This is a genomic window from Streptomyces sp. NPDC020845, assembly GCF_044334165.1.
Lineage (GTDB): Bacteria > Actinomycetota > Actinomycetes > Streptomycetales > Streptomycetaceae > Streptomyces.
On record NZ_JBIRSJ010000002.1, the window covers coordinates 425,238 to 449,933 of the forward strand.

The following is a 24,696-nucleotide window of genomic DNA, read 5'->3' on the forward strand; positions in this document are numbered from 1 at the left end:
CGGGTACCGGACGGACGGCAGCAGGACGGCAGCAAGCCGAGGGCCCCGGCCCGGACCGTGTGGTCCGGGCCGGGGCCCTGGTGTGTGGCGTACAGCTGAGGTGTTCGCTGAGAGATCAGTGGTGGCCGTGGCCGCTGGTGATCTCCCTGTACTCCTCGGTGGTCGGCTTGGGGATCACGTTGTCCTCGCCGTAGTAGCCCTTGGACAGCTTCGCCCGGAGCTTCTGCGAACCCTTTATCTTCCGGCGGACACCGTTCTCGTCCACCGCGGGGCCGACCTCGTACGGCTTGGGCTGCTCATGCTGGGTGAGCTTGTGCAGGTCCTCCTGCGACAGCGGCTCGTGCACCTCGATGAACTCGCCGTGCGGCAGCCGCTTGATGATGCCGGTCTCGCGGCCGTGCAGCACCTTGTCCTTGTCGCGCCGCTGCAGACCCAGGCAGATCCGCTTGGTGACGATGAAGGCCAGCACCGGTCCGGCGAAGAAGCCGATCCGGACGAACCAGGTGATCGAGTTGATCGACAGGTGGAAGTGGGTGGCCCACAGGTCGTTTCCACCACCGACCAGCATCACCAGGTAGGCGGTCAGCCAGGCGACACCGAAGGCGGTCCGGGTCGGGACGTTGCGCGGGCGGTCCAGGATGTGGTGCTCACGCTTGTCGCCGGTGATCCAGGACTCGATGAAGGGGTAGACCCCGATCGCGAAGAGGACCAGCGGGAAGAGCACGATCGGGATGAAGACGCCCAGGACGAGCGTGTGGCCCCAGGCGTTGATCTCCCAGCCGGGCATCACACGGACCAGACCCTCGGCGAAGCCCATGTACCAGTCGGGCTGGGCGCCGGTGGACACCTGGTCCGGCCGGTACGGTCCGATGGCCCAGATCGGGTTGATCGTGGCGACCGCGGAGAGGATCGCGATCACGCCGAAGACCAGGAAGAAGAAGCCGCCCGCCTTGGCCATGTAGACCGGCAGCAGGGGCATGCCGACCACGTTCTTCTCGGTCTTGCCGGGGCCCGGGTACTGCGTGTGCTTGTGGTAGAAGACCAGGATCAGGTGCGCGACCAGCAGGCCGAGCATGATGCCCGGGAGCAGCAGGACGTGGACCGGGTAGAGCCTGGGGATCAGGTCCATGCCGGGGAACTCGCCGCCGAACACGAACATCGAGATGTAGGTGCCGACGACCGGGATCGACAGGAACACACCCTCGATGAACCGCAGACCGGTGCCGGAGAGCAGGTCGTCGGGGAGCGAGTAGCCGGTGAAGCCGGTCAGCATGCCGAGGAAGAACAGCAGGAAGCCGAACAGCCAGTTGATCTCGCGCGGCTTGCGGAACGCGCCGGTGAAGAAGACGCGCATCATGTGCACGAGCATCGCGGCGAGGAAGATCAGCGCGGCCCAGTGGTGGATCTGCCGGATCAGCAGACCGCCGCGCACCTCGAAGCTGATGTCGAGCGTCGAGGCGAACGCCTCGGACATCCGCACGCCCTGCATCGGGACGTACGGGCCGTGGTACGTGACCTCTTCCATGCTGGGGTGGAAGAACAGCGTCAGATACACACCCGTGAGGATGATGATGATGAAGCTGTAGAGCGCGACCTCACCCAGCATGAAGGACCAGTGGTCCGGGAAGATCTTGCGCATATTGGCCTTGGCCAGGCTGTAGACGCCCAGTCGGCCGTCGGCCCAGTCGGCCACACGCTCGCCCGCGGGGGCCTTGCGGCCGCGCTGCGTTTCAGTTGCAGTACTCATCCGCGCTCCCAGAATGCAGGACCGACGGGCTCCGCGAAGTCGCCCTTGGCTTCGAGGTAACCGTCCTTGTTGACGCCGATCCGCAGCTGCGGCAGGGCGTGCCCGGCCGGGCCGAAGATCACGCGGCCACCGTCGGAGAGGTCGAACGTCGACTGGTGGCACGGGCACAGGACGTGGTGCGTCTGCTGCTCGTACAGGTTGATCGGGCAGCCGACGTGGGTGCAGATCTTCGAGAACGCGACGATGCCGTCGTGCGACCAGTCCAGCTCGCGCTTGTCCTTGATGTTCTCCGGCTGCAGCCGGACCAGCATCAGGGCCGCCTTGGCGATCTGCGTCTGGAAGTCGTGGTCCGACTCCTTCATGCCCTCGGGCATGGCGAAGGTGAGCGAGCCGACCGCGATGTCCTCGGGCCGCAGCGCCAGCATGGTGTTGTAGTTCATCAGGCGCTTGCCCTTGGCCCACTTGGTGTGCCGGAGCTTGTCCTGCGGCAGCGGGCCGAGGTCGCGCAGCAGCACCAGGCCGGCCAGCGGCACCAGGGTCAGCGCGCCGAAGAGGGTGTTCCGGGCCAGCTTGCGCCGGCCGAAGCCGGACTCGGCGGCGCCCGCCGCGAAGTCCTCCAGGACCTTGGCCTTGACCTCGGGTGCGGCCTCGATCGGGTGACGCTCGTCGGCGATCTCCACATCGGACATCAGGGTGCGGGCCCAGTGGACCGCGCCCGCGCCGATGGTGAACAGCGCGATGCCGAGGGTCAGGCCGAGCGAGAAGTTCAGCGCGCTGACGTGGCCGAGCGGGAAGACATAGATGATCTTGTCGACCGGGAAGGCCACATACGAGGCGATGAAGGCGATCGTCGCCAGCATCGAGATCGTGAACAGCAGCGCGATCGTGCGCTCGGAGCGCTTCGCGGCGCGCTCGTCGATGTCCTGCTGGCGGTGCTCATGCGGGGGCAGACCCGGGTCGGCGAACGGATTGCCGGCCGCCTCTACCTCGCCGCCCTCTCCCCGCTCGTGTGGCAGGTTTTCGTCTGGTTGTGAAATGTCGTGGCTACTCATGACTTCTTGGCCTTTGCGGTCCGGGCGGCGACCCAGATGGTCAGGACGATCATGGCACCCATACCGAAGACCCAGCCGAACAGACCCTCACTGACCGGGCCCAGGCCGCCGATCTCCATACCGCCGGGGGTCTTGGTCTTGTCGCTGTTGACCGTGTCCAGGTAGGCGATGATGGCCTTCTTCTTCTCCTCCGGCATCACGGTGTCCGGGAAGGAGGGCATGTTCTGCGGGCCCGTCTGCATGGCCTCGTAGAGGTGCTTGGGGGACACACCCTCGAGGGACGGCGCGTACTTGCCGTTGGTCAGGGCGCCGCCCTTGCCGACGAAGTTGTGGCACTGCGCGCAGTTGGTACGGAAGAGCTCACCGCCCTCGGCGATGTCCGCGCCCGCCGGGTTGTACTGCTCCTTGGTCGGTGTCACCGGGCCGGGGCCGAGCGAGGCGATGTACGCGGACAGCTGCTCGATCTGGGCGTTCGAGTAGATGTTCTTCTTCTTCGGCACCTGGGCGCCGGGCTGCTGCGCGGGCATACGGCCGGTGCTGACCTGGAAGTCCACGGCGGCGGAGCCGACGCCGACCAGGCTCGGACCGTCGGTCGTACCCTGACCGCCGGTGCCGTGGCAACTGGCACAGCCGACGGCGTAGAGCTTCTTGCCCTCCTCGATGGCGAGGGACTGGGCGGAGCTGTCATCGGCCTTCGCCTCGCTCGGCGAGAACGCGGCGTACAGCCCCCCAGTGACCGCCAGCGCGAAGAGTAGGACGACGAGCGCAGCCAGCGGATGGCGCCGTCGTGCGGAGAGCTTTTTCACGGATTACCCCGGTGTCAGGATCTTCTGCGTCGATGCTTTAGGACGTGGTGCCGGTGCGGCGACCGGATTTACTTGATCATGTAGATCGTGGCGAAGAGGCCGATCCAGACGACGTCGACGAAGTGCCAGTAGTAAGACACCACGATGGCCGCCGTCGCCTGCTGGTGAGTGAACCTCTTGGCCGCGTACGTCCTGCCCAGGACCAGCAGGAAGGCGATGAGTCCGCCTGTCACATGCATGCCGTGGAAGCCGGTGGTCAGGTAGAACACCGAGCCGTACGGGTCGGACGAGAGCGACAGGCCCTCATGCTTGACCAGTTCGGTGTATTCGAAGATCTGCCCGCCGACGAAGATCGCGCCCATGATGAAGGTGATCACGAACCAGGCGCGCAGCTTCTTCACGTCACCGCGCTCGGCAGCAAAGACACCGAGCTGGCAAGTGAGAGAGGAGAGCACCAGGATCGTGGTGTTCGTCGCGGAGAACGGGAAGTTCAGCGCGGACGCCATTTCCTTCCAGTGCTCTGCGCCGGTCACCGATCGCAGGGTGAAGTACATCGCGAAGAGGGCCGCGAAGAACATCAGCTCGGAACTCAGCCAGATGATGGTTCCGACGCTGGTGAGGTTCGGCCGGTTGACCGACGGGTGCGCGTGCCCGGTATCTACTGCTGTTGCTGTCGCCACGACCGACATTATGTCGGTCGCTTATCCAGCCCTCACCTCCGGGGGTACCGTTCGGAGTGTCAAGGGCATCGATGCTGCTCGTACGGCCCGTTGCGAGCGGGGATCCGGCAGTTGTCGAGCGCTTGTCGGCCGGTCCCTCGAAGGAAGGACGGGGTTGCACGCCCCCTCCTCCCCAGAGCTCTACCGGAGTAGCATCCGCGCCAGAAGTCCAACCACGTAACGCGGAGGAACGATGCAGCCGACCGCCACGGTGCTGGTCTACAGCGATGACGCGGGCACCCGCCAGCAGGTCCGGCTCGCGGCCGGGCGGCGGCCCGCCCCCGACGTCCCGCCCGTGGAGTTCGTGGAGTGCGCGACCCTCCCCGCCGTCCTCTCGGCGCTGGAGGACGGCGGTATCGACGTCTGCGTACTGGACGGTGAGGCGGTGCCCGCGGGCGGTATGGGGGTCTGCCGGCAGATCAAGGACGAGATCTTCCGCTGCCCTCCGGTTCTGCTGCTCATCGGCCGCCCGCAGGACGCCTGGCTGGCCACGTGGAGCCGCGCCGAGGCCGCGGTCACCCATCCGGTGGACCCGGTGGCCTTCGCGGACGCGCTGGCCGGGCTGTTGCGCCGGCAGCTGGCCGTGGACGCCTGACGCGTCACCCTCCTCCTACACCTGGGGCCGCAGCCTGGCCGACTCGGCCGTGGTGCCGCCGTCGGCCCGTCCTGAGGCCACGGCGCTGCCCGCGCGCCACTTGTCCCAGGCCATGTTCCAGTCGCCGAATCCGTTGTCGAACGTCGTCATCATCGCGCCGTGGCTGTTCACGACCTTGACGATGTCTCCGAGGCGCACGGTGTCGAAGAACCAGCGCGCGTTCTCGTTGCTCATCCCGGTGCAGCCATGGCTGACGTTGGCCGCGCCCTGCGAGCCGACGGACCAGGGTGCCGCGTGGACGTACTCACCGCTCCATGTCACCCGCGCGGCCCAGTGGACCAGCAGGTCGTAGGAGTTGCCGAGGCCGATGCTGGCGCCGGTCATCCGTACGGAGGACTCCTTGGCGAGGATCACCTTGATGCCGTTGCGGGTGTCGAAGCCTGGCATTCCGGTGGTGATCGGGATGGTACGGATCGCCTGGCCGTTCTTGAGCACCGTCATCTGGTGGGTGCCGGAGTCGGTGATGGCCTCGAGGCGGTCGGCGGTGTGCAGCCGCAGCGGCTTGGAGGCGGCGCCGTACAGGCCGTTCGCGACCCGGATGCCCTTGAGGTTGGCGTGCACGTCGATCGTGGCGTGCGCGGGCCAGTAGTCGCGCGGACGGTAGTGCAGGGTCCGGTCGTCCACCCAGTGCCAGACACCGTCCACCGCGGGCTGTGAGTCCACCTTCAGGGCGCGTTCGACGACGGCCCGTGCCGAGGCGTCCTTGATGGGCGCGCTGAGTGAGGCGGTGACGGGCTGCCCCACCCCGTAGGTGCCGGCGTCGGGGCCGAAGGTGACCCGCAGCTTGCCCTTGGCCCCCGTGGTGTCGAAGCCGATGGTCCGGCGCCCGGGCGCCCCGTCGGCGTCCTCGGTGCTCACCCGCAGCGTGTAGTGGGTTCCCGCGGCCAGGGGCACGGTGCTGCGCCAGCGCTTGCCGTCGGGCGTGAGCTCCCCGCGTACGTACCGCCCCGCGGAGTCGGTCGCCGTGACGTCGGTGATGCGGCTGTCGTCGCCCTTGGCCGTGACCTCAAGTGGCTTGTCGGGGTCGGCCTTGTGGGAGCCGCCCACGCCGCTGAAGGCGACCTGGTCGGCCGCGTCGTACGGCTTGGCCGCCAACGGGTCCGAGGAGGGGCCGCCGCATCCGGTGAGCCCCGCCGCTATCAGGGGTGCCAGCAGCAGAGCGCAGCCGAGCACCGTCCGGGATCGGGGTGATCGAGGTGTGTGGCTCATGGTCACAAGCTAAGAAGACCGGTCCCGGACGGCTCGCGGAATGCGGCAGTCGAGTGAACCGAAAGGCCGGAGAAATGCGAACTGGGAGACCCGGGGACGACGAAGCGGGGCCCGGACACCTGGAGAAGGTGTCCGGGCCCCGCTGGGACCCGGTTCACCGGGGCCCGGTGAACCGGGTTCCGGTGGCTGACCGGTTACTGGTTCTGGTTCTCACCTCGGTAGTACTCGAACACCCAGCCGAAGAGACCGACCATGATGATCGGGGCCGAGAAGTACAGCAGCCACCAGCCGAAGATCACGCCCATGAAGGCCAGGGCGCCACCGATCGCCAGGGAGAGCGGCTGCCAGCTGTGCGGGGAGAAAAAGCCCAGCTCACCGGCGTCGTCCGCGACATCGGCGTCCTTGTTGTCCTGCGCCCCGACATCCACCCGACGGGCGGTGAAGGCGAGGTAGTAGCCGATCATCACGCTCAGCCCGAAGGCCAGGAAGAGCGCGGTGGTGCCAGCCGGCTCCTTCGACCACACGCCATAGACGATCGCCATGGCGAGGATGAAGACGGCGAGCCAGATGAAAAGTCGGCCTTGGACCTTCACTTGCCGGCCTCCTTGCCACCCACGAGGGCCTTGTCATCGGACGCGGCGGCCCCGTGGTGCTCGAGCTGGTCGAGGGCCGCGATCTCCGGGTGGTGCAGGTCGAACGCCGGGGATTCGGAGCGGATGCGCGGCAGCGTGAGGAAGTTGTGCCGCGGCGGCGGGCAGGAGGTCGCCCACTCCAGCGAGCGGCCGTAGCCCCACGGGTCGTCGACCTCGACCTTCTTGCCGTACTTGGCGGTCTTCCAGACGTTGTAGAAGAACGGCAGGATCGACAGACCGAGCAGGAACGAGGCGATGGTCGAGATGGTGTTCAGCGTGGTGAAGCCGTCGGCCGCCAGGTAGTCGGCGTACCGGCGCGGCATGCCCTCGGCACCGAGCCAGTGCTGGACCAGGAACGTACCGTGGAAGCCGATGAACAGCGTCCAGAAGGTGATCTTGCCCAGGCGCTCGTCCAGCATCTTGCCGGTGAACTTCGGCCACCAGAAGTGGAACCCGGCGAACATCGCGAACACGACCGTACCGAAGACCACGTAGTGGAAGTGCGCCACCACGAAGTACGAGTCCGAGACGTGGAAGTCCATCGGCGGCGAGGCCAGGATGACACCGGTCAGACCACCGAAGGTGAAGGTGATCAGGAAGCCGATCGTCCACAGCATCGGGGTCTCGAAGCTCAGCGACCCCTTCCACATCGTGCCGATCCAGTTGAAGAACTTGATACCGGTCGGCACCGCGATCAGGAACGTCATAAAGGAGAAGAACGGCAATAGCACGCCGCCTGTGACGTACATGTGGTGCGCCCACACCGTCACCGAAAGGCCCGCGATCGAAATCGTCGCGCCGATCAGGGAGATGTAACCGAACATCGGCTTACGCGAGAAGACCGGAATGATCTCGGAGACGATTCCGAAGAACGGCAGCGCGATGATGTACACCTCTGGATGGCCGAAGAACCAGAAGAGGTGTTGCCAGAGCAATGCGCCGCCATTGGCCGCGTCGAAGACATGTGCCCCGAATTTACGGTCCGCCTCCAGGGCGAACAGCGCGGCGGCCAGCACCGGGAAGGCCAGCAGCACCAGCACACCGGTGAGCAGCACGTTCCAGGTGAAGATCGGCATGCGGAACATCGTCATGCCCGGGGCGCGCATGCAGATGATGGTGGTGATGAAGTTGACCGAGCCGAGGATCGTGCCGAAGCCGGAGAAGGCCAGACCCATGATCCACATATCGGCGCCCACACCCGGCGAGCGGACCGCGTCCGACAGCGGCGAGTACGCGAACCAGCCGAAGTCGGCCGCGCCCTGCGGGGTGAGGAACCCGGCCACCGCGATCAGCGAGCCGAACAGGTACAGCCAGTAGGCGAACATGTTCAGCCGCGGGAACGCCACATCAGGCGCGCCGATCTGCAGCGGCATGATCCAGTTCGCGAAGCCGGCGAACAGCGGTGTGGCGAACATCAGCAGCATGATCGTGCCATGCATGGTGAACGCCTGGTTGAACTGCTCGTTCGACATCAGCTGCGAACCGGGACGGGCCAGCTCGGCGCGCATGAACAGCGCCAGGAGGCCACCGATGCAGAAGAACGCGAACGACGTGACGAGGTAGAGCGTCCCGATCGTCTTGTGGTCGGTGGTGGTCAACCACTTGACGACGACGTTCCCTGGCTGCTTGCGGCGCACGGGCAGCTCATCCGCTTGCGCGGTGGCTGCGTCGGCACCCTGAGGTTCGTTGAGGATGCTCATCGGTTCTTGGTCTCCGCGTTCTTGGCGGCTTCCGTCTGCTCAATGCCCGCCGGGATGTAGCCGGTCTGGCCCTTCTTCGCCAGGTCCGCCAGGTGCTTCCGGTATTCCTTCGGAGAGACGACCTTGACGTTGAAGAGCATCCGCGAGTGGTCCTGACCGCACAGCTCGGCGCACTTGCCCATGAAGGTGCCGTACTTGTTCGGGGTCACCTCGAAGCGGTTGGTGTGCCCCGGGATGACGTCCATCTTCATCAGGAAGGGGACCACCCAGAACGAGTGGATGACATCACGGGAGGTCAGGATGAACTGGACCTTCTCGCCCTTGGGCAGGTACAGCGTGGGGCCCGGGTTGCCGGTGTCCGGGTTCCGGTCGCCCGGGATGCCCGCCTCGTAGACGCCCTCGGCGCCCTTGGGCACGGCCTTGAGCATGCGGTCCGGGATCGACGAGACCTCCTCGGGGGTCTTCGCCGGCGTGGACAGGTTCCCGTCCACGTTCTCCATGTAGTTGAAGCCCCAGCTCCACTGGTAGCCCACCACGTTGATCACGTGGGCCGGCTTCGCGGAGGTCTTCAGGAGTTCGTTCTCATCACGCGCGGTGAAGTAGAAGAGCACCGAGACGATGATGATCGGGACCACGGTGTACAGCGCCTCGATGGGCATGTTGTACCGGGTCTGCGCGGGAACCTCGATCTTGGTCCTGCTGCGGCGGTGGAAGATGACCGACCACAGGATCAGGCCCCAGACCAGAACGCCCGTGGCGAGCGCTGCCGCCCACGAGCCCTGCCACAGGGAGAGGATCCGCGGCGCCTCCTCCGTGACCGGGGTGGGCATTCCGAGGCGGGGGAAGTCCTTTGATGTGCAACCGGTGGCGGTCGCCAGGACCAAGCCCGCGGCCAGCGCCTGCAGCAGCTTCCGCCGCACCGGGCGCCGCGACGAGCGGTCGGAGCCGTTGGGACTCACGTAGCGCCTTCCCGAGAGTCTCGCCCACACGGCCGCGGCCGTCTCGCTGGTCGGTCGCCGGCCCGGTGCGGGCAGGGGTTTGGATGTTTATGCGGAGCAAACCCTACTGGACGCCTTTTAGGGCTGCGCGGGGAGGGTGCCCAACGCGCCGGGGTGCTCCCCGAAGAGGTGGAGGAACCCGTTCGAAGAGGACCGGAAGAGAAGCTGAAGCCACCCGAAGAGCCCCGAAAAGGCTTCGCCGAGGCACCGACGCGACTTCCGCGAGCTGCGACTAGCGTTCTGTATGTGCCCTACTTCGACGCCGCTTCGTCCGCCCCGCTGCACCCCGTCGCCCGCCAGGCGCTGCTCGCCGCGCTCGACGAGGGCTGGGCCGACCCGGCCCGCCTCTACCGCGAGGGGCGGCGCGCCAGGCTGCTGTTGGACGCGGCGCGGGAGGCGGCGGCGGAGGCCGTCGGCTGTCGTCCCGACGAACTCACTTTCACCTCTTCGGGTACCCGCGCACTGCACGACGGCATCGCCGGAGCCCTCGCCGGCCGCCGCCGGATCGGCCGCCATCTGGTCGTCTCCGCCGTCGAGCACTCCGCGGTGCTGCACGCCGCGGCCGCCCACGAGGCGGGCGGCGGCACGGTCACCGAGGTCCCGGTGGACAGCGCCGGCCGGGTCGCGCCGGGCTCGTACGCCGCCGCGCTGCGCGACGCCCCCGGCCCGACCGCCCTGGCCGCTCTGCAGTCCGCCAACCACGAGGTGGGCACCCGGCAGCCGGTGGCCGAGGCCGCGGCGGAGTGCGCGGAGGCGGGTGTGCCGCTGCTCGTGGACGCCGCACAGTCGCTGGCCTGGGGCGCGGTCGCGGGCGGCTGGTCGCTGCTGACCGCGAGCGCCCACAAATGGGGCGGCCCGTCGGGCGTCGGCCTGCTGGCCGTACGCAAGGGTGTGCGCTTCGCCGCCCACGGCCCGGCGGACGAACGCGAGTCGGGCCGCGCCCCCGGCTTCGAGAACATCCCGGCCGTCGTGGCGGCCGCGGCCTCGCTGCGCGCCGTACGGGAGGAGTCCGCCGCGGAGGCGGAGCGGCTGCGGGAACTGGTCGACCGGATCCGCACGCGGGTGCCCCGGCTGATCCCCGATGTGGAGGTGGTCGGCGACCCGGAGCGGCGGCTGCCCCACCTGGTGACCTTCTCGTGTCTCTATGTCGACGGGGAGACACTGCTCCACGAGCTGGACCGCGCGGGCTTCTCCGTCTCCTCCGGCTCCTCGTGCACCTCAAGCACCCTGACGCCGAGCCATGTACTGCGTGCGATGGGCGTGCTGTCCGAGGGCAACGTCCGCGTCTCGCTGCCGCTGGGGACGCTCGAGGAGGACGTGGAGCGCTTCCTCGGCCTGCTGCCGGACGTGGTACGCCGGGTGCGTGGGCAGTTGGGCGCGCCGGGCCAGGACGAAGAGGTTGCGGCGGCCGCGGCCGGTTCGGGGGGCGAGGAGTCGGAGGGTGAGCTGATGGTCGACTCGCTCGGCAAGCTCTGCCCGATCCCGGTCATCGAGCTGGCCAAGGTCATCGGAGAGGTCCCGGTCGGCGGCCTCGTCACGGTGCTCGCCGACGACGAGGCCGCCCGGCTGGACATCCCGGCGTGGTGCGCGATGCGCGGCCACGAGTACGTGGGCGAACGCCCGGCCGACCGCGGCACCGCGTACCGCGTCCGCCGCCGGGCGTAGCCCCCCTGAAGAACCAGAACCCTTCAGTTGTTGAGGTGCGACTGGATCTCGGAGGCCGCCTCCTGGCCGTACGCCTTGGCGAAGCGCTCCGTGAAGTGGCCGCGGCGCAGCTCGTACTCCTGCGGGCCGAGGGTCTCGATGACCAGCGTGGCGAGCATGCAGCCGACCTGGGCCGCGCGCTCGAGGGACAGGTCCCAGGAGAGCCCGGAGAGGAAGCCGGCGCGGAACGCGTCGCCGACGCCCGTCGGGTCCACCTTCGCCTCCTCCTCCGGGGTGCCGACGACGATCGGCTGCTCGCCGGCGTGGTCGATCCGTACGCCCTGCGCCCCGAGCGTGGTGACGCGGGTGTGGACCTTGGCCAGGATCTCGTCCGCCGACCAGCCGGTCTTGGTCTCGATCAGCGCCGCCTCGTACTCATTGGTGAACAGGTAGTCCGCGCCCTCGACGAGCAGCCGGATGTCCTCGCCGCCCATGCGCGCGAGCTGCTGGGAGGGGTCGGCGGCGAACGGGATGTTGCGGGTGCGGCACTCCTCGGTGTGGCGGACCATCGCCTCCGGGTCGTCCGCGCTGATGAGGACGAGGTCGAGCCCGCCGACCCGGTCGGCGACGGGCTGCAGCTCGATCTGGCGGGCCTCGCTCATCGCGCCGGTGTAGAAGGACGCGATCTGGTTGTGGTCGGAGTCGGTGGTGCACACGAAGCGCGCGGTGTGCAGCACCTCGGAGATATGGACGGAATCGGTGTCCACTCCGTGGCGCTCCAGCCAGGCCCGGTACTCCGCGAAGTCCGCCCCGGCCGCCCCGACCAGGATCGGGCGCAGGCCGAGGACGCCCATGCCGTAGCAGATGTTGGGGCCGACGCCGCCGCGGCGGACGTCGAGGGTGTCCACCAGGAAGGAGAGGGAGACCGTGTGCAACTGGTCGGCGACCAGCTGATCGGCGAAGCGGCCGGGGAAGGTCATCAGGTGGTCGGTGGCGATGGAGCCGGTGACTGCGATACGCACGGCTGGTCTGCTCCTGCGGGAGACGGAGGAAAGTCGGAGGAAACGCGCGCCTTACGCTATCGGCTCCGCCACCCCCGCACGAATGGTCGAAACCACCCGATAGTAGCTCGTTGCTCACCACGTTCACGATGCACACGACGCCGGTTACGGCGCATGGAGGAACCACACGCCCCCGCGCTCCGTCTCAGCGACGTCCCCCTCGCGAGAGATGGGACGGTACAGCCAGAGCGGAGCCGAAGGAGCGAAACGGTGAGCACCGAGGACACCGACACCCCACAGACCCCCGAAGGCGAGAACCCGCGGACCCCCGAAGCCGAGAGCCCGCGGCCGCGGCGGCGTTCGCCGCTGGCCATCGCCTCGGTGGCGGCGGCGGTGCTGCTCGCCGGTGGCGGCGGGGCGTACTGGGCCTCCACCGCCGCGGGCGGCGGCACCCAGGACCCGGGCGCCGCACAGAAGGACGGTTCGCCGAAGCCGCTCGCGCTGGACGGATTCGCCTCCACGGGCGCGGAGGGGATCGCGCCGGGCGAGCCGAATCCGTACGGCCGGCAGTACAAGGCCGAGGGCAAGCTGCCGGACGGGCCCGAGTCGGCGCCCGTGTACCGGACCGGCGCCAAGGTCTCCAAGGCCGAGGTGGCGCGGCTGGCCAAGGCCCTGGACGTGGCGGGGACCCCGCGCGCGGACCACGGCGTATGGAAGGTCGGGGGCGCCAAGGACGCGATGAGCCCGGTGCTCCAGGTGAGCCAGAAGGCGCCGGGCGGCTGGTCGTACACGGCGTACGGGTCCCCGGGCGGCACCTCCTGCGTACAGCCGCCGGACACGGCCACGGGCACAGGCACGGGTTCCGGCGCGCAGCCCTCCGATGCGGTGTCCACCGACGCGCCGTCCTCCGACGCCAAGAGGAGCGGCAAGAGCTGCCCCTCCTACCGCGGCGGGGCAGCGGACTCTGGATCCAAGGGGTCCGGGGCCGAGGGGTCCGGGGCCAAGGGGTCGGCGGGGTCCGACAAGGCCGTCTCGGAGGCCAAGGCCAAGCGCGCGGCGCAGCCGGTGCTGGACGCGCTGGGGCTGGACGACGCGAAGCTGGACGCGAGGCAGCTGTACGGCGCGGTGCGGGTCGTGAAGGCGGACCCGGTGCTGGACGGTCTGCCGACGTACGGCTGGCGGACGAGTCTCCAGGTGGCCGCCGACGGTCAGCTGGTCGGCGGCGACGGTCTGTTGTCGAAGCCCGCGGAGGACGACACGTATCCGCTGATCGGCGCGGCCGAGGCGATGAAGCGGCTCAACAAGGGCGGCGACACCGCCGATGGCTCGGGCAGCACGGACGACGCGCCCGGGAAGGCGGAGCCCGCGAAGAAGGCGCCCGAGGAGGCGGCGACGGGCAGCGCGAGCAGTACGGCCGGCAAGGTCACGGTGCGCAAGGCGACCCTGGGCCTCGCGGCGCGCTCCGTGGACGGCCGTCGGGCGCTGGTGCCGTCCTGGCTCTTCCAGGTCGGGCCGTCGAGCGCGGATGACGTCATGAACACGGTCACCTACCCCGCCGTCGACCCGAGGTTCGTCAAGAAGCCCTCCCCCTCCGGCACGTCCCCGTCCTCGAAGCCCGGTGAGGACCATGTCGACGACATCACGTCGTACACCGTGGCCGGAAAGACCCTGACGGTGCGCTTCTGGGGCGGCGTCTGCGAGTCGTACTCGGTCTCCGCCAAGGAGTCCTCATCGCAGGTGAAGCTGGAGATCAAGGGCAAGCGGCTGCACCCGGGCCGGCCCTGCATCCTCATCGCCAAGCAGATCGACAAGAAGGTCGAGCTGGACAAGCCGCTGGGCGACCGCAAGGTGGTGGACGCCAGGACCGGCGAAGCCGTGCCCAAGCGCAAGTGACGTAGGCAAACCGAAGACGCCGCAGGGGGCGGGCCCGGCACCGGGCCCGCCCCCTGCGGCGTCTGATCGAGGTGAAGCGAAAGCGGCTTACGAGAAGCGCCTCGGCCAAACCTCAGCTGAACGAGTCACCGCAGGCGCAGGAGCCCGTGGCGTTCGGGTTGTCGATGGTGAAGCCCTGCTTCTCGATGGTGTCGACGAAGTCGATCGAGGCGCCGCCCAGGTACGGGGCGCTCATGCGGTCGGTCACGACCTTGACCCCGCCGAAGTCCTTGACGACGTCGCCGTCGAGCGAGCGCTCGTCGAAGAAGAGCTGGTAGCGCAGGCCGGAGCAGCCGCCGGGCTGGACGGCGACGCGCAGCGCGAGGTCGTCGCGGCCCTCCTGCTCCAGCAGGCTCTTGACCTTCGACGCGGCGGCGTCGGACAGGATGATGCCCTCGCTCGCGGTGGTCTCGTCCTGAACGGTCATCTGCTTCTCTCCCGGGTCGTACGGACTGCTTGCCGTCGGCTCAAACCAATGGCGTCCCGGATTCATTCCGGGGCGGGCGCTTTTCTTCCTGCCTGTTCATGCTCGCATACACCGACCGCGCTCCGGAATGCGTCACATCGACGCGATGGGCATCGTCAAACTGACATGAAGCAGATATGATAGATAGCGTCATTTTGACGATTAATGAGTCCCCGTGAAGAAAGAAGGGTGCGTGACGTGACCACCGCCCAACCTCTCGATGTCCAGCCGACACCGCTCGCCCTGCTCCTCCTCGGCCGGGAGGCCGACCCCAGGAGCGAGCGCGGTGTGGAGTGCCCCGGCGATCTGCCCGCGCCCTCCGACCCGGACCTGGTGGCGCGCGCCCGCGCGGCCAAGGCCGAGCTCGGGGACCGGGTGTTCGTACTGGGCCACCATTACCAGCGCGACGAGGTCATCGAGTTCGCCGACGTCACCGGGGACTCCTTCAAGCTGGCCCGCGACGCGGCCGCCCGGCCCGATGCCGAGTACATCGTCTTCTGCGGTGTGCACTTCATGGCCGAGTCCGCCGACATCCTCACCGGCGACAGCCAGCAGGTGATCCTCCCGGACCTGGCCGCGGGCTGCTCGATGGCCGATATGGCCACCGCCGAGCAGGTCGCCGAGTGCTGGGACGTGCTGACCGAGGCCGGGGTCGCCGGGGTGACGGTGCCCGTCTCGTATATGAACTCCTCCGCCGACATCAAGGCGTTCACCGGTAAGCACGGCGGCACCATATGCACCTCCTCCAACGCGAAGCGGGCGCTGGACTGGGCCTTCGAGCAGGGCGAAAAAGTCCTGTTCCTGCCCGACCAGCACCTCGGGCGCAACACCGCGGTGCGCGAGATGGGCCTGTCCCTGGACGACTGCGTGGTCTACAACCCGCACAAGCCGAACGGCGGGCTGACCGCCGACGAGCTGCGCGCCGCCAAGATGATCCTGTGGCGCGGGCACTGCTCGGTGCACGGCCGCTTCTCGCTGGACTCCGTCAACGAGGTCCGCGAGCGCATCCCGGGCGTCAATGTCCTGGTGCACCCCGAGTGCAAGCACGAGGTCGTGGCGGCGGCTGACCACGTGGGCTCGACCGAGCACATCATCAAGACGCTGGAGGCCGCCCCGGCCGGTTCGAAGTGGGCGATCGGCACCGAGCTGAACCTCGTCCGGCGCCTGGCGAACCGTTTCGCCAGCGAGGACAAGGAGATCGTCTTCCTCGATCGCACGGTGTGCTTCTGCTCCACGATGAACCGGATCGACCTGCCGCATCTGGTCTGGTCCCTGGAATCGCTCGCCGCCGGCAAGGTCGTCAACCGGATCCAGGTCGACAAGGAGACCGAGGCGCACGCCAAGCTCGCCCTCGAGCGCATGCTGGCCCTGCCCTGACCAACGGGACAGTGACAGACGGCTGAGGGCCCGGGGGCGGAAACCCCCGGGCCCTCGGTCGCCCTCGGTCCGTCCGCTCACCCCCGGGGCCGCACCAGCCCCGTCTCGTACGAGATCACCACCAGCTGCGCCCGGTCGCGGGCGCCCAGCTTGGCCATCGCCCGGTTCACATGCGTCTTGACCGTGAGCGGGCTGACCTCCAGCCGCGCCGCGATCTCGTCGTTGGACAGCCCGCCCGCGACCTGCACCAGCACCTCGCGCTCCCGCCCGGTCAGCGCGTCCAGCCGCGCCGCGTCATACGCGCCGGACTCCCCGTCCCGGCCGCCGCCCTGCGCCAGGAACTTGGCGATCAGCCCCTTCGTGGCGGCCGGGGACAGCAGCGCCTCCCCCGCCGCCGCGATCCGGATCGCGGCCAGCAGCTCATCGGGCTCGGCGCCCTTGCCCAGAAAGCCGCTGGCGCCGGCCCGCAGCGACTCCACGACGTACTCGTCCACCTCGAAGGTCGTCAGCATCACCACCCGGACGTCCTCAAGACGCGGATCCTCGGTGATCATGCGGGTGGCGGCCAGCCCGTCCGTACCGGGCATCCGGATGTCCATCAGCACCACATCGGCGCCCTGGTCGCGGGCGATCTCCACCGCCTCGGCGCCGTCCGACGCCTCGCCGACCACCTCCATGTCCGGCTCGGAGTCCACCAGCACCCGGAACGCGCTGCGCAGCAGCGCCTGGTCGTCGGCCAGCAGCACCTTGATCGTCATGACTCCCCTTCGCCACCCTCGCCCCCTCTTTCACGCGGCTCCCCTCTCCGCGTCTGCAGAGGCAGTCTCACCCGGACCCGGAAACCGCCCTGCGGCCGGGGTCCCGCCTCGCAGTTGCCGCCCAGCGCGGCGACCCGCTCCCGCATCCCGATCAGCCCGTGTCCGCCGCCGGGGTCCTCCGCCGGGGGCTGCTCCGCGCAGGGCCCGTCGTCGTCGACCGTGATCAGCAGTACGGCGGACGTACGCACGATACGGACCTGGGCCTTCGCGTCCGGTCCGGCGTGCTTGTGCACATTGGTCAGGGCCTCCTGGACGATCCGGTAGGCGGTGAGGTCCACCGACCCCGCCAGCGGGCCGAGCCCGTCCCGGGAGACCGCCTCCACATCCACCCGCAGCCCTGCCTTGACGAAACCGTCGACGAGCTGGTCCAGCACCGCGAGGCCCGGGGCCGGTTCGGTGGGCGCGGCCGGATCGCCGTACTGCCGCAGCAGCCCGACGGTGGCGCGCAGCTCGTCCAGCGCCGAGCGACTGGCCTGCCGTACATGCGCGAGCGCCTGTTTGGCCTGGTCCGGACGGTTGTCCATGACGTGCGAGGCGACCCCGGCCTGGACGTTGACCAGTGCGATGTGATGGGCGACCACGTCATGCAGCTCGCGGGCGATACGCAGCCGCTCCTCGGCGACCCGGCGGCGGGCCTCCTCCTCGCGGGTCCGCTCGGCCCGTACCGCACGCTCCTCGATGGCCGCGATATAGGCGCGGCGGCTGCGCGCCGCGTCGCCCGCGGCGGCGGCAAGACCGGTCCAGGTGAAGATGCCGAAGTTCTCCTGCGCGTACCAGGGGCTGACCCCGAACAGCATCGCGACCCCGGTGAGCACGGCGACGGTGATGAGGCCGACCCGCAACGTGGTCGACCGGTCGGTGCGCACGGCCACGGTGCACAGGGCCACCGCGACACCGAACACGATCGAGGTGCGCGGCGGCTCGTCATGGGCGGTGACGACCTCCACGACGGTGAGCGCGGCGGTGACCGCGAGGACGCCGATCGGGAATCTGCGGCGCAGCACCAGCGCGCCCGCGGCGAGCGCGGCCAGCAGCACGAAGAGCGGGTCGATCGGGTCGACGGGGCGCCGGCCGGTGTGCGGGCTGGCGGCGGCGCCGATCAGCATCAGCGCGAAGACGACCACGGCAAGCAGCGCGTCCAGCGCGCGCGGATGCGCGGTCAGCCAGCGGTACGGACGGGCCAGACCTGGCCCGACGGCGAGGGGAGTCACGGCATCCAACCGTAAGCGCTGCGCCATCGCGGGCCGTCTCAGCCCGGCTCAGCCCGGGATGAGGCCGTCGTCCCTGAGCATCGCCCGGACTTCGTGGAGCGTCGCGTCCGGGCGCGGCAGGATCAGCTCCGAGGGTTCCAGAGAGTCGTCGGGCAGCGGCTCGCCCAGCGAGCGCACGGAGTCCAGCAGCGCGCCGAGCGTGCGACGGAAGCCGTCCTCGTCGCCGCTCTGCACCTCGGCGAGCAGCTCGTCATCGAGCTTGTTCAGCCCGGACAGATGTGAGTCGCCCACCCTCAACTGCCCCTCCCCCATGATCCGTACGATCATGACGACCTCCTTCGGGGCCGGTGGACTACGTGTCCAGGACTACTCGTCCACTACTTGTCCATGTTGGGGCGGGGCTGCTCCTGCTTCTGCCCGCTCTCGATGGCCTGCTGCGGGGTGCCGCCCGCCAGCTCGGCCTTCATCCGCTGCAGCTCCAGCTCCACATCCGAGCCGCCGGAGATCCGGTCCAGCTCCGCGGCAAGGTCGTCCTTGGCCATACCGGAGGGGTCGTCGAGCGCGCCGGAGGCCATCAGCTCGTCGAGGGCGCCGGCCCGGGCCTGCAGCTGCGCGGTCTTGTCCTCGGCACGCTGGATCGCCATGCCGACATCGCCCATCTCCTCGGAGATGCCGGAGAACGCCTCGCCGATCCGGGTCTGGGCCTGGGCGGCGGTGTAGGTGGCCTTGATGGTCTCCTTCTTCGTACGGAAGGCGTCCACCTTGGCCTGCAGCCGCTGCGCGGCCAGCGTCAGCTTCTCCTCCTCGCCCTGCAGCGTCTGGTGCTGCGTCTCCAGGTCGGTGACCTGCTGCTGCAGCGCGGCACGGCGGGACAGCGCCTCGCGCGCCAGGTCCTCCCGGCCCAGCGCGAGCGCCTTGCGCCCCTGGTCCTGGAGCTTGGCGGACTGCCCCTGCAGCTGGTTGAGCTGAAGCTCCAGGCGCTTACGGGACGTGGCCACGTCGGCGACGCCGCGCCGCACCTTCTGCAACAGCTCCAGCTGCTTCTGGTACGAGTAGTCAAGGGTCTCGCGCGGGTCCTCGGCCCGGTCCAGGGCCTTGTTGGCCTTCGCGCGGAAGATCATTCCCATACGCTTCATGACACCGCTCATGGGCCTCGCGCGCCCCCTTCTGACGGACTACGGACTACCGGCTCCAGCACATCCAACAGACCCAGCCTACGGGCCCTACATCCATTACCGCACTGTTCGGACCCGCTCGTGCTCCTCCTGCAGGACGATCGATCCCCGGGCGCCTCCGGCGCAAGGAGGAGCCAGGAGCAGCAAGGGCGAGCGCGGTGCCGAGCGCGGTGCCGTTGCCGGATCGTTCCCCCAGAGGCTGGGGCCCACACCCGCAAACCCGTACCCTTGGGCTTTGTGTTCCGTAGCCGTTCAAAGGACGAGCAGGCCGCCACCGCCAAGGTGATCGCGGACCAGCCGCAGCAGACCCGTGACCCTCAGGCGCCCAAGGGCCGCCCGACCCCCAAGCGCAGCGAGGCCCAGTCGCAGCGCCGCAGCCTGGCGAATTCGAGCTCGAAGATGAGCCGCAAGGACGCGACGCGGCGCCAGCGCGAGGCCCGCCGCGCCGACCTGGCGCGCCAGCGCGAGGCGCTGGCCGGCGGCGACGAGCGGTATCTGCCCGCCCGTGACAAGGGTCCGGTGCGGCGCTTCGCCCGTGACTACGTGGACTCCCGCTTCTTCGTCGCGGAGTTCTTCCTGCCGCTGGCCGTGGTGATCCTGGTCCTCAGCATGGTCCAGGCCGGGGCCATGCAGACCTATGTGCTGCTGCTGTGGATGCTGGTCATCCTGCTGATCGTCATCAACTCCGTCGTCCTCGGCATCCAGCTCAAGCGTCAGCTGCGCAAGCGGTTCCCCGACGAGAATCTGCGCGGCGTGGTGGCGTACGCCCTGATGCGTACGCTCCAGATGCGCCGCCTGCGGCTGCCCAAGCCGCAGGTCAAGCGCGGAGAGCGGCCCTGAGCGCGGACCCTTCCGGCGCGGGCCCGAGCTCAGCCACCACTTCCGGTGCTTCCGGTTTCGCGGGCGGGGCGAGTGGCTGGCTGAGCGGCCTCGGCGGTCTGCGTAACACCGTCCGGCAGGCGCTGGTCGCCCGTCAGCTCGACGAGCAGATCGCGGCCCACTTCCCGGTGGGCCGGCGGCTGCGCATCCTCGACGTCGGCCTCGGCCAGGGCACCCAGGCCCTCCGGCTGGCCCGGGCCGGCCACGAGGTCACCGGGATCGAATCCGACCCGGCCATGCTGGACGCGGTCCGCGAGGCCCTGTCGCGCGAGCCCGCGGGCATCCGGGAGCGGATGCGGCTCATCGAGGGCGACGGCCGGGACACGGGCGCCCACTTCCTGCCGGGCGCCTTCGACATCGTCCTGTGCCATGGCGTGCTGATGTACGTGCCCGAGCCGGACCCGATGCTCGCCGCCCTGGCCCGCGTCCTGGCGCCCGGCGGCCTGCTCTCGCTCCTGGTCCGCAACGCCGGCGCGCTCGCGCTGCGGCCGGGGCTCTCGGGCGACTGGGCCACCGCGCTCGCCTCCTTCGACTCCCCCGCCTACACCAACCGCATCGGCCTGGCCGCCCGCGCCGACCGCCGAGAGACGCTGACCACCACGCTCACCGCGATCGGCACACCGCTGCACGCCTGGTACGGCGTGCGGGTCTTCACCGACCTGGCGGCGGACGACGCGAAGGTCCCCGACGACTGGGACCAGCTGCTGACGGCGGAGGACCGCGCCGGGCGCACCGACCCGTACCGCGCGGTGGCGGCGCTGCTGCACCTGTGCGGAGTGCGCGGCTGAGTCAGCCGCGCACCCCCACCTGACCGCTACTCGGCTACTCGGCTACTCGGCTCCTCGGCCCGCAGGCTCATCGGTCCATAGATCTTCGAACCGTCTTCGAAGAGGGTCACTTGCTCCGCCCCTCCCTCCAGCAGGGCCCTCCACTCCTCTCCGATCCACGACTCGGCGTCCCCCTGCGTAGGGAACTCGTCGGGCTGCACCGCGGGCTTCGTCTCCGTACCGTCGGATTTCTCGAACCGCCACGTCCATGCCATGTCCGCCTCCTCCATCCCGCCGGTCACATGATGTCTGCCCAGCAGCCTATGGGACTGATCACTCCCGGCGATTCGGTCATGGCATGTCACCCGCGTAGGACCAGCCACTCCTGGAGTTCGACGAGGTTTCCCGCTGGATCCATGAGGTGGGCGACGCTCATGCGGTCCGTCATAGGGGCCGGACCATGGACGAGCACGGCTCCTCGCGCGGTGATCTCCTCGCAGTAGCGGTCTATGTCGTCAACCCGCAGGACGACGAGGGACCGGTAGCCGGTCGGCTCAGCGGCGAGTTCGCCCAGCACCTGGGTCATCTGTGTGCGGTCCTGCAAGGCGATGCCCGCGGTGCCACCGTCGGGAGTGAATTTCGCGTATGGGCCGTCCTCCGCATCGAACTGCGGCTTCAGCCCCAGTACATCCCGGTAGAAGCGGTAGCAGCTGGGAAAGTCCGCGATGAGAAGGCGGACCTGGGCGAGTTCCATGGATGTCCCCTTTCGGAGAGCGGCAGCGCGACCACTCGGCCCCGATCTTATGGACGCCGGCGGACCCGAAGGGACAGCCCAAGCGCGCCCGCCGCACCGGGACGCGAGACGATCAGGGCGTGGAACTCACTCTCCTGGGCACCGGAGCCCCCGCCGGGCTGCCTCGCCACGGCTGCCCCTGCGCGGCCTGTGCCGTCGCCGTGCGCGACGAGGCGCGGGCCGCGACCGCCCTGCTGATCGACGGCGCGCTCCTGCTCGACCTCACCCCCGGCGCGGCCTTCGCCGCCGCGCGAGCCGGATACTCGCTGACCGGGGTCGTACAGGTGCTTCTCTCGCACCCCCACGAGGGTCCGGCCGTCGAGTTCCCCCCGGGGCTGCCCGCGCCGGGCCGGGTCCCCGACGGCCGGGAGCTGGCCCTGATCAGTGGGCACCGGGTGCGGGCCGTTCCGCTGGACTCCCCCGGCACCGGTTACGAGGTCACCGGCCCCGACTCCACTCGCCTCCTCTATCTCCCGCCCGGCGCGGCCCCGGCCGGGCTGACCGACTCCGCCGAGCCCTACGACATGGTGCTGCTGGACGTCCTCGGCCGCCCCGGCGCGCTGGCCCATCTCCGCGCCACGGGGGCGGTCGGCCCGACCACCGACCTCCTCGCCGTCCACCTCGACCACACCGTCCCGCCCGGCCCCGAGCTGCGCCGCCGGCTCGCGGCGGTGGGGGCGCGGGCCGTGCCGGACGGGGAGACGGTCGTCGTCGGGGAGTACCACGCGGTGCCGGATCTGCCGCGCCGTACGCTCGTCCTGGGTGGCGCGCGTTCCGGTAAGTCCCTGGAGGCCGAACGGCGGCTCGCGGCGTTCCCCGATGTCCTGTACGTGGCCACCGGCGGCACCCGCGACGGCGACCCCGACTGGGCCGCGCGTATCGCCGCCCACCGCGAGCGCCGCCCCGGCTCCTGGCGCACCACCGAGACCTGCGATCTGCCGCCGCTGCTCGCGCAGGACGGCGGGCCGCTGCTGATCGACTGTCTCGCGCTGTGGCTGACCGACGCGATGGACTCGGTCGGCGCCTGGGACGACGAGACCTGGGCCCACGGCGGCAGGCGCGCCCTCCACGAACGCGTCGACGCCCTGGTCTCCGCCCTCCGGGCCACCACCCGCACGGTGGTCGCCGTCAGCAACGAGGTGGGCTCCGGAGTGGTCCCCGCCACCGCGTCGGGGCGCCGCTTCCGCGATGAACTCGGCCGTCTGAACGCGGCGTTCGCGGCCGAGTGCGAACAGGTCCTCCTGGTCGTGGCCGGCCAGGCCCTCCCCCTGCGGGGCTGAAGGAGCTTCACACTCCTGGGCCGGGCGGCTGCCAGGGACGGTTGGGTTTCGTCCGCGCATCCGTCTCCGCCTTCGCCGCCGCGGCTTCGGCCTCTGACAGCGGCGTCCAGTCGTCGCCGCGCCGCCGCTCCCATGTCGCCCGCATGGCCAGTACCTCTTGGTGCACCGACCGCCCTGGCCTGTCGTAGAGATAGGGAAGGGCGATCCTCCGGCCGTCGCGGTGGTGGACCACGACCGTCCCCGTGGGCTGCCCCCCATCGACCACCGCGGCCGTACCGTCCTCGATCTCGATGCCCTGGATGTCGCGCCAGGCCGTCCTCCGGGTCCGGAACACCCTGCGGACGGCGACATGGTCCTCGTCGACGACGGTCCTGCTCAGGCAGAACCCCACGAGCACTACCAAGACCAGCGGAACCACCGACGCGGCCAACACCATCGCGGCGACGGGTATGCCCTCCTCAGACGCCGACCCCAGCACCGTCACGCCGAAGCCCCCGAAGAAGACCATGACGATCACCCACAACCAAAGTGGCGCACGGTACTTACGGACCCGCGGGCGGTCCTCTCCCGTCCCGGCCATCCTCTCCCCCTCCTGACCCTTCCTCCGTCGGCACCCGAGCCCGGCAACGCTAGCGCCGGAGTACGGGGAGGGGTCCCGCTCGCGCACTCCAACCACACCATCGGGGTACCCCCGGTAGGGTTTCGCCCGTGAGCGGTCTGAATCTCGATGACTTCGTCGACCTGATCGAGCGTCCCGACGGCGGCGTCCGGCGCGATGCCGAAGAGCGCCGGGAGCGGCTGACGCTGCCCCCAGGGACACTCGGGCGCCTGGACGAGCTGGGTGAGTGGCTGTCGGCCGCCCAGCAGCGGGTGCCCGTCAAGCCCATCGAGCGGTCGCGGGTCGTGCTGTTCGCCGGCGACCACGGCGTGGCGGAGCTGGGCGTGTCCGCCCGTCCCGCCTCCACCGCCCACCGGCTCGTACGCGCCGTACTCGACGGCGAGAGCCCCGTGGCGATCCTGGCCCGCCGCTACGACGTGCCCGTACGCGTCGTCGACATGTCCCTGGACTGCGACCCCGACGACCTCCCCAAGGAGGTCACCCGCCACCGCGTCCGGCGCGGCTCCGGCCGCCTCGACATCGAGGACGCGCTGACCCTGGAGGAGGCCGAGCAGGCCTTCCGGGCGGGCATGGCCATCGCCGACGAAGAGGCCGACGCGGGTACGGACATCGTCGTCCTCGGCGATGTGAGCGTCGGCGGCACCACCGCCGCCGGCACCCTGATCGCCGCGCTCTGCGGCACCGACGCCTCCGTGGTCACCGGCCGCGGCGGCGCGGGCATCGACGACCTCGCCTGGATGCGCAAATGCGCGGCCATCCGCGACGGGCTGCGCCGCGCCCGCCCCGTCCTCGGCGACCAGCTGCAGCTGCTGGCGACCAGCGGCGGCGCCGACCTCGCCGCGATGACCGGCTTCCTGCTCCAGAGCGCCGTACGCCGCACCCCCGTCATCCTCGACGGTGTGGTCTCCGCGGCCTGCGCGCTCGTCGCGCAGCGCGTGGCGTTCCGCGCGCCCGACTGGTGGCTGGCCGGGCAGAACAGCGGCGAACCGGCCCAGGAGAAGGCGCTCGACCGGATCGCGCTCGACCCGCTGCTCGACCACGGCGTCACCGTGGGCGAGGGCACCGGGGCACTGCTGGCCCTGCCACTCGTACAGGCGGCCGCGGCGCTCGCCGCGGAGCTGCCCGAGCGGCCCGACCCGGCGCCCGACGAGCGGGCCGACGGGCGGGCCGACAGGCAGGACACCGCCGCCCCGGCGGCGGACGACATCACCTGACC

The 24,696-nt window shown here is 69.8% G+C and carries 25 protein-coding genes; 8 read left to right on the forward strand and 17 right to left on the reverse strand.

Features of this window, described 5'->3' with window-relative positions:
• Positions 1 to 115: 115 nt before the first annotated feature.
• The 4 genes from ACH4U7_RS05825 to ACH4U7_RS05840 all read right to left on the reverse strand — a co-directional run bounded on the left by ACH4U7_RS05825 (position 116) and on the right by ACH4U7_RS05840 (position 4,294).
• Positions 116 to 1,747 carry a cytochrome bc complex cytochrome b subunit gene (locus ACH4U7_RS05825; RefSeq protein ID WP_398526755.1) on the reverse strand — a complete coding sequence of 544 codons (1,632 nt, stop codon included), beginning with the start codon at positions 1,745 to 1,747 and terminating at the stop codon, positions 116 to 118.
• A complete protein-coding gene (locus ACH4U7_RS05830; RefSeq protein ID WP_398526756.1) occupies positions 1,744 to 2,799 on the reverse strand; it encodes a Rieske 2Fe-2S domain-containing protein in 1,056 nt (351 codons plus the stop codon). Before ACH4U7_RS05830 ends, ACH4U7_RS05825 begins: the two co-directional genes overlap by 4 nt.
• Positions 2,796 to 3,605, reverse strand: a complete 810-nt coding sequence (locus ACH4U7_RS05835; RefSeq protein ID WP_398526757.1) for a c-type cytochrome — start codon at positions 3,603 to 3,605, stop codon at positions 2,796 to 2,798. The genes ACH4U7_RS05830 and ACH4U7_RS05835 overlap by 4 nt, the downstream gene beginning before the upstream one ends.
• Positions 3,606 to 3,673: 68 nt before the next feature.
• Complete coding sequence (locus tag ACH4U7_RS05840) at positions 3,674 to 4,294, reverse strand: heme-copper oxidase subunit III (RefSeq protein ID WP_089514187.1); 621 nt, start codon at positions 4,292 to 4,294, stop codon at positions 3,674 to 3,676.
• A 223-nt stretch (positions 4,295 to 4,517) separates the two neighbouring features.
• Between ACH4U7_RS05840 and ACH4U7_RS05845 the strand changes: the two genes are divergently transcribed.
• Positions 4,518 to 4,919 carry a hypothetical protein gene (locus tag ACH4U7_RS05845; protein WP_398526758.1) on the forward strand — a complete coding sequence of 134 codons (402 nt, stop codon included), beginning with the start codon at positions 4,518 to 4,520 and terminating at the stop codon, positions 4,917 to 4,919.
• 15 nt (positions 4,920 to 4,934) lie between these two features.
• On the opposite strand, the gene ACH4U7_RS05850 is transcribed toward ACH4U7_RS05845, so the two are convergent.
• The 4 genes from ACH4U7_RS05850 to coxB form a co-directional block, all read right to left on the reverse strand.
• Positions 4,935 to 6,188, reverse strand: a complete 1,254-nt coding sequence (locus ACH4U7_RS05850; RefSeq protein ID WP_398526759.1) for an Ig-like domain-containing protein — start codon at positions 6,186 to 6,188, stop codon at positions 4,935 to 4,937.
• Positions 6,189 to 6,382: 194 nt separating this feature from the next.
• Positions 6,383 to 6,781 carry a cytochrome c oxidase subunit 4 gene (locus tag ACH4U7_RS05855; RefSeq protein WP_398526760.1) on the reverse strand — a complete coding sequence of 133 codons (399 nt, stop codon included), beginning with the start codon at positions 6,779 to 6,781 and terminating at the stop codon, positions 6,383 to 6,385.
• A complete protein-coding gene (gene ctaD, locus ACH4U7_RS05860; protein WP_398526761.1) occupies positions 6,778 to 8,520 on the reverse strand; it encodes a cytochrome c oxidase subunit I in 1,743 nt (580 codons plus the stop codon). The genes ACH4U7_RS05855 and ctaD overlap by 4 nt, the downstream gene beginning before the upstream one ends.
• On the reverse strand, positions 8,517 to 9,479 hold the full coding sequence (gene coxB, locus ACH4U7_RS05865) for a cytochrome c oxidase subunit II (RefSeq protein ID WP_398526762.1): 963 nt from the start codon (positions 9,477 to 9,479) through the stop codon (positions 8,517 to 8,519). Before coxB ends, ctaD begins: the two co-directional genes overlap by 4 nt.
• A 285-nt stretch (positions 9,480 to 9,764) precedes the next feature.
• Here coxB and ACH4U7_RS05870 point away from each other — a divergent pair, with 285 nt between their 5' ends.
• A complete protein-coding gene (locus ACH4U7_RS05870; RefSeq protein WP_398526763.1) occupies positions 9,765 to 11,183 on the forward strand; it encodes a cysteine desulfurase/sulfurtransferase TusA family protein in 1,419 nt (472 codons plus the stop codon).
• A gap of 23 nt (positions 11,184 to 11,206) precedes the next feature.
• Here ACH4U7_RS05870 and ACH4U7_RS05875 read toward each other — a convergent pair whose 3' ends face one another.
• Complete coding sequence (locus ACH4U7_RS05875; protein WP_398526764.1) at positions 11,207 to 12,184, reverse strand: carbohydrate kinase family protein; 978 nt, start codon at positions 12,182 to 12,184, stop codon at positions 11,207 to 11,209.
• 249 nt (positions 12,185 to 12,433) lie between these two features.
• Between ACH4U7_RS05875 and ACH4U7_RS05880 the strand changes: the two genes are divergently transcribed.
• Complete coding sequence (locus ACH4U7_RS05880; RefSeq protein ID WP_398526765.1) at positions 12,434 to 14,056, forward strand: hypothetical protein; 1,623 nt, start codon at positions 12,434 to 12,436, stop codon at positions 14,054 to 14,056.
• 112 nt (positions 14,057 to 14,168) lie between these two features.
• On the opposite strand, the gene ACH4U7_RS05885 is transcribed toward ACH4U7_RS05880, so the two are convergent.
• The gene (locus tag ACH4U7_RS05885; protein ID WP_020871998.1) at positions 14,169 to 14,522 is read right to left on the reverse strand and encodes an iron-sulfur cluster assembly accessory protein; all 354 of its coding nucleotides are present in this window, start codon (positions 14,520 to 14,522) and stop codon (positions 14,169 to 14,171) included.
• Positions 14,523 to 14,759: 237 nt separating this feature from the next.
• Here ACH4U7_RS05885 and nadA point away from each other — a divergent pair, with 237 nt between their 5' ends.
• Positions 14,760 to 15,938, forward strand: a complete 1,179-nt coding sequence (gene nadA, locus ACH4U7_RS05890; protein WP_193383751.1) for a quinolinate synthase NadA — start codon at positions 14,760 to 14,762, stop codon at positions 15,936 to 15,938.
• A 77-nt stretch (positions 15,939 to 16,015) separates the two neighbouring features.
• Here nadA and ACH4U7_RS05895 read toward each other — a convergent pair whose 3' ends face one another.
• From ACH4U7_RS05895 to ACH4U7_RS05910, 4 genes are read right to left on the reverse strand one after another with little or no spacing between them, the layout of a single operon-like run.
• The gene (locus ACH4U7_RS05895) at positions 16,016 to 16,696 is read right to left on the reverse strand and encodes a response regulator (RefSeq protein ID WP_385631209.1); all 681 of its coding nucleotides are present in this window, start codon (positions 16,694 to 16,696) and stop codon (positions 16,016 to 16,018) included.
• Positions 16,693 to 17,994 carry a sensor histidine kinase gene (locus ACH4U7_RS05900; RefSeq protein WP_398526766.1) on the reverse strand — a complete coding sequence of 434 codons (1,302 nt, stop codon included), beginning with the start codon at positions 17,992 to 17,994 and terminating at the stop codon, positions 16,693 to 16,695. Before ACH4U7_RS05900 ends, ACH4U7_RS05895 begins: the two co-directional genes overlap by 4 nt.
• 21 nt (positions 17,995 to 18,015) lie before the next feature.
• Positions 18,016 to 18,294, reverse strand: coding sequence for a hypothetical protein (locus ACH4U7_RS05905; protein WP_398526767.1), 279 nt, complete (start codon positions 18,292 to 18,294; stop codon positions 18,016 to 18,018).
• Between the two features lie 50 nt (positions 18,295 to 18,344).
• The gene (locus ACH4U7_RS05910) at positions 18,345 to 19,115 is read right to left on the reverse strand and encodes a PspA/IM30 family protein (RefSeq protein WP_078610686.1); all 771 of its coding nucleotides are present in this window, start codon (positions 19,113 to 19,115) and stop codon (positions 18,345 to 18,347) included.
• A gap of 264 nt (positions 19,116 to 19,379) precedes the next feature.
• On the opposite strand from ACH4U7_RS05910, the gene ACH4U7_RS05915 reads away from it, so the two are divergent.
• Together ACH4U7_RS05915 and ACH4U7_RS05920 are read left to right on the forward strand one after the other, a co-directional pair.
• On the forward strand, positions 19,380 to 19,982 hold the full coding sequence (locus tag ACH4U7_RS05915) for a DUF3043 domain-containing protein (RefSeq protein ID WP_385631201.1): 603 nt from the start codon (positions 19,380 to 19,382) through the stop codon (positions 19,980 to 19,982).
• Between the two features lie 122 nt (positions 19,983 to 20,104).
• Positions 20,105 to 20,809: a class I SAM-dependent methyltransferase gene (locus ACH4U7_RS05920; protein WP_398527004.1), complete on the forward strand. Its 705-nt coding sequence runs from the start codon at positions 20,105 to 20,107 to the stop codon at positions 20,807 to 20,809.
• Between the two features lie 26 nt (positions 20,810 to 20,835).
• On the opposite strand, the gene ACH4U7_RS05925 is transcribed toward ACH4U7_RS05920, so the two are convergent.
• Positions 20,836 to 21,063, reverse strand: a complete 228-nt coding sequence (locus tag ACH4U7_RS05925) for a hypothetical protein (protein ID WP_043491906.1) — start codon at positions 21,061 to 21,063, stop codon at positions 20,836 to 20,838.
• Positions 21,064 to 21,149: 86 nt separating this feature from the next.
• Positions 21,150 to 21,542 carry a VOC family protein gene (locus ACH4U7_RS05930; protein ID WP_398526768.1) on the reverse strand — a complete coding sequence of 131 codons (393 nt, stop codon included), beginning with the start codon at positions 21,540 to 21,542 and terminating at the stop codon, positions 21,150 to 21,152.
• 119 nt (positions 21,543 to 21,661) lie between these two features.
• Between ACH4U7_RS05930 and ACH4U7_RS05935 the strand changes: the two genes are divergently transcribed.
• Entirely contained in the window at positions 21,662 to 22,861 is a 1,200-nt protein-coding gene (locus ACH4U7_RS05935) for a bifunctional adenosylcobinamide kinase/adenosylcobinamide-phosphate guanylyltransferase (RefSeq protein ID WP_398526769.1), read from the forward strand.
• Between the two features lie 7 nt (positions 22,862 to 22,868).
• On the opposite strand, the gene ACH4U7_RS05940 is transcribed toward ACH4U7_RS05935, so the two are convergent.
• Positions 22,869 to 23,441 (reverse strand): PH domain-containing protein, encoded by a 573-nt coding sequence (locus tag ACH4U7_RS05940; RefSeq protein WP_398526770.1) that lies wholly within the window; start codon positions 23,439 to 23,441, stop codon positions 22,869 to 22,871.
• Between the two features lie 137 nt (positions 23,442 to 23,578).
• On the opposite strand from ACH4U7_RS05940, the gene cobT reads away from it, so the two are divergent.
• Complete coding sequence (gene cobT, locus ACH4U7_RS05945; RefSeq protein ID WP_398527005.1) at positions 23,579 to 24,694, forward strand: nicotinate-nucleotide--dimethylbenzimidazole phosphoribosyltransferase; 1,116 nt, start codon at positions 23,579 to 23,581, stop codon at positions 24,692 to 24,694.
• Positions 24,695 to 24,696 lie beyond the last annotated feature (2 nt).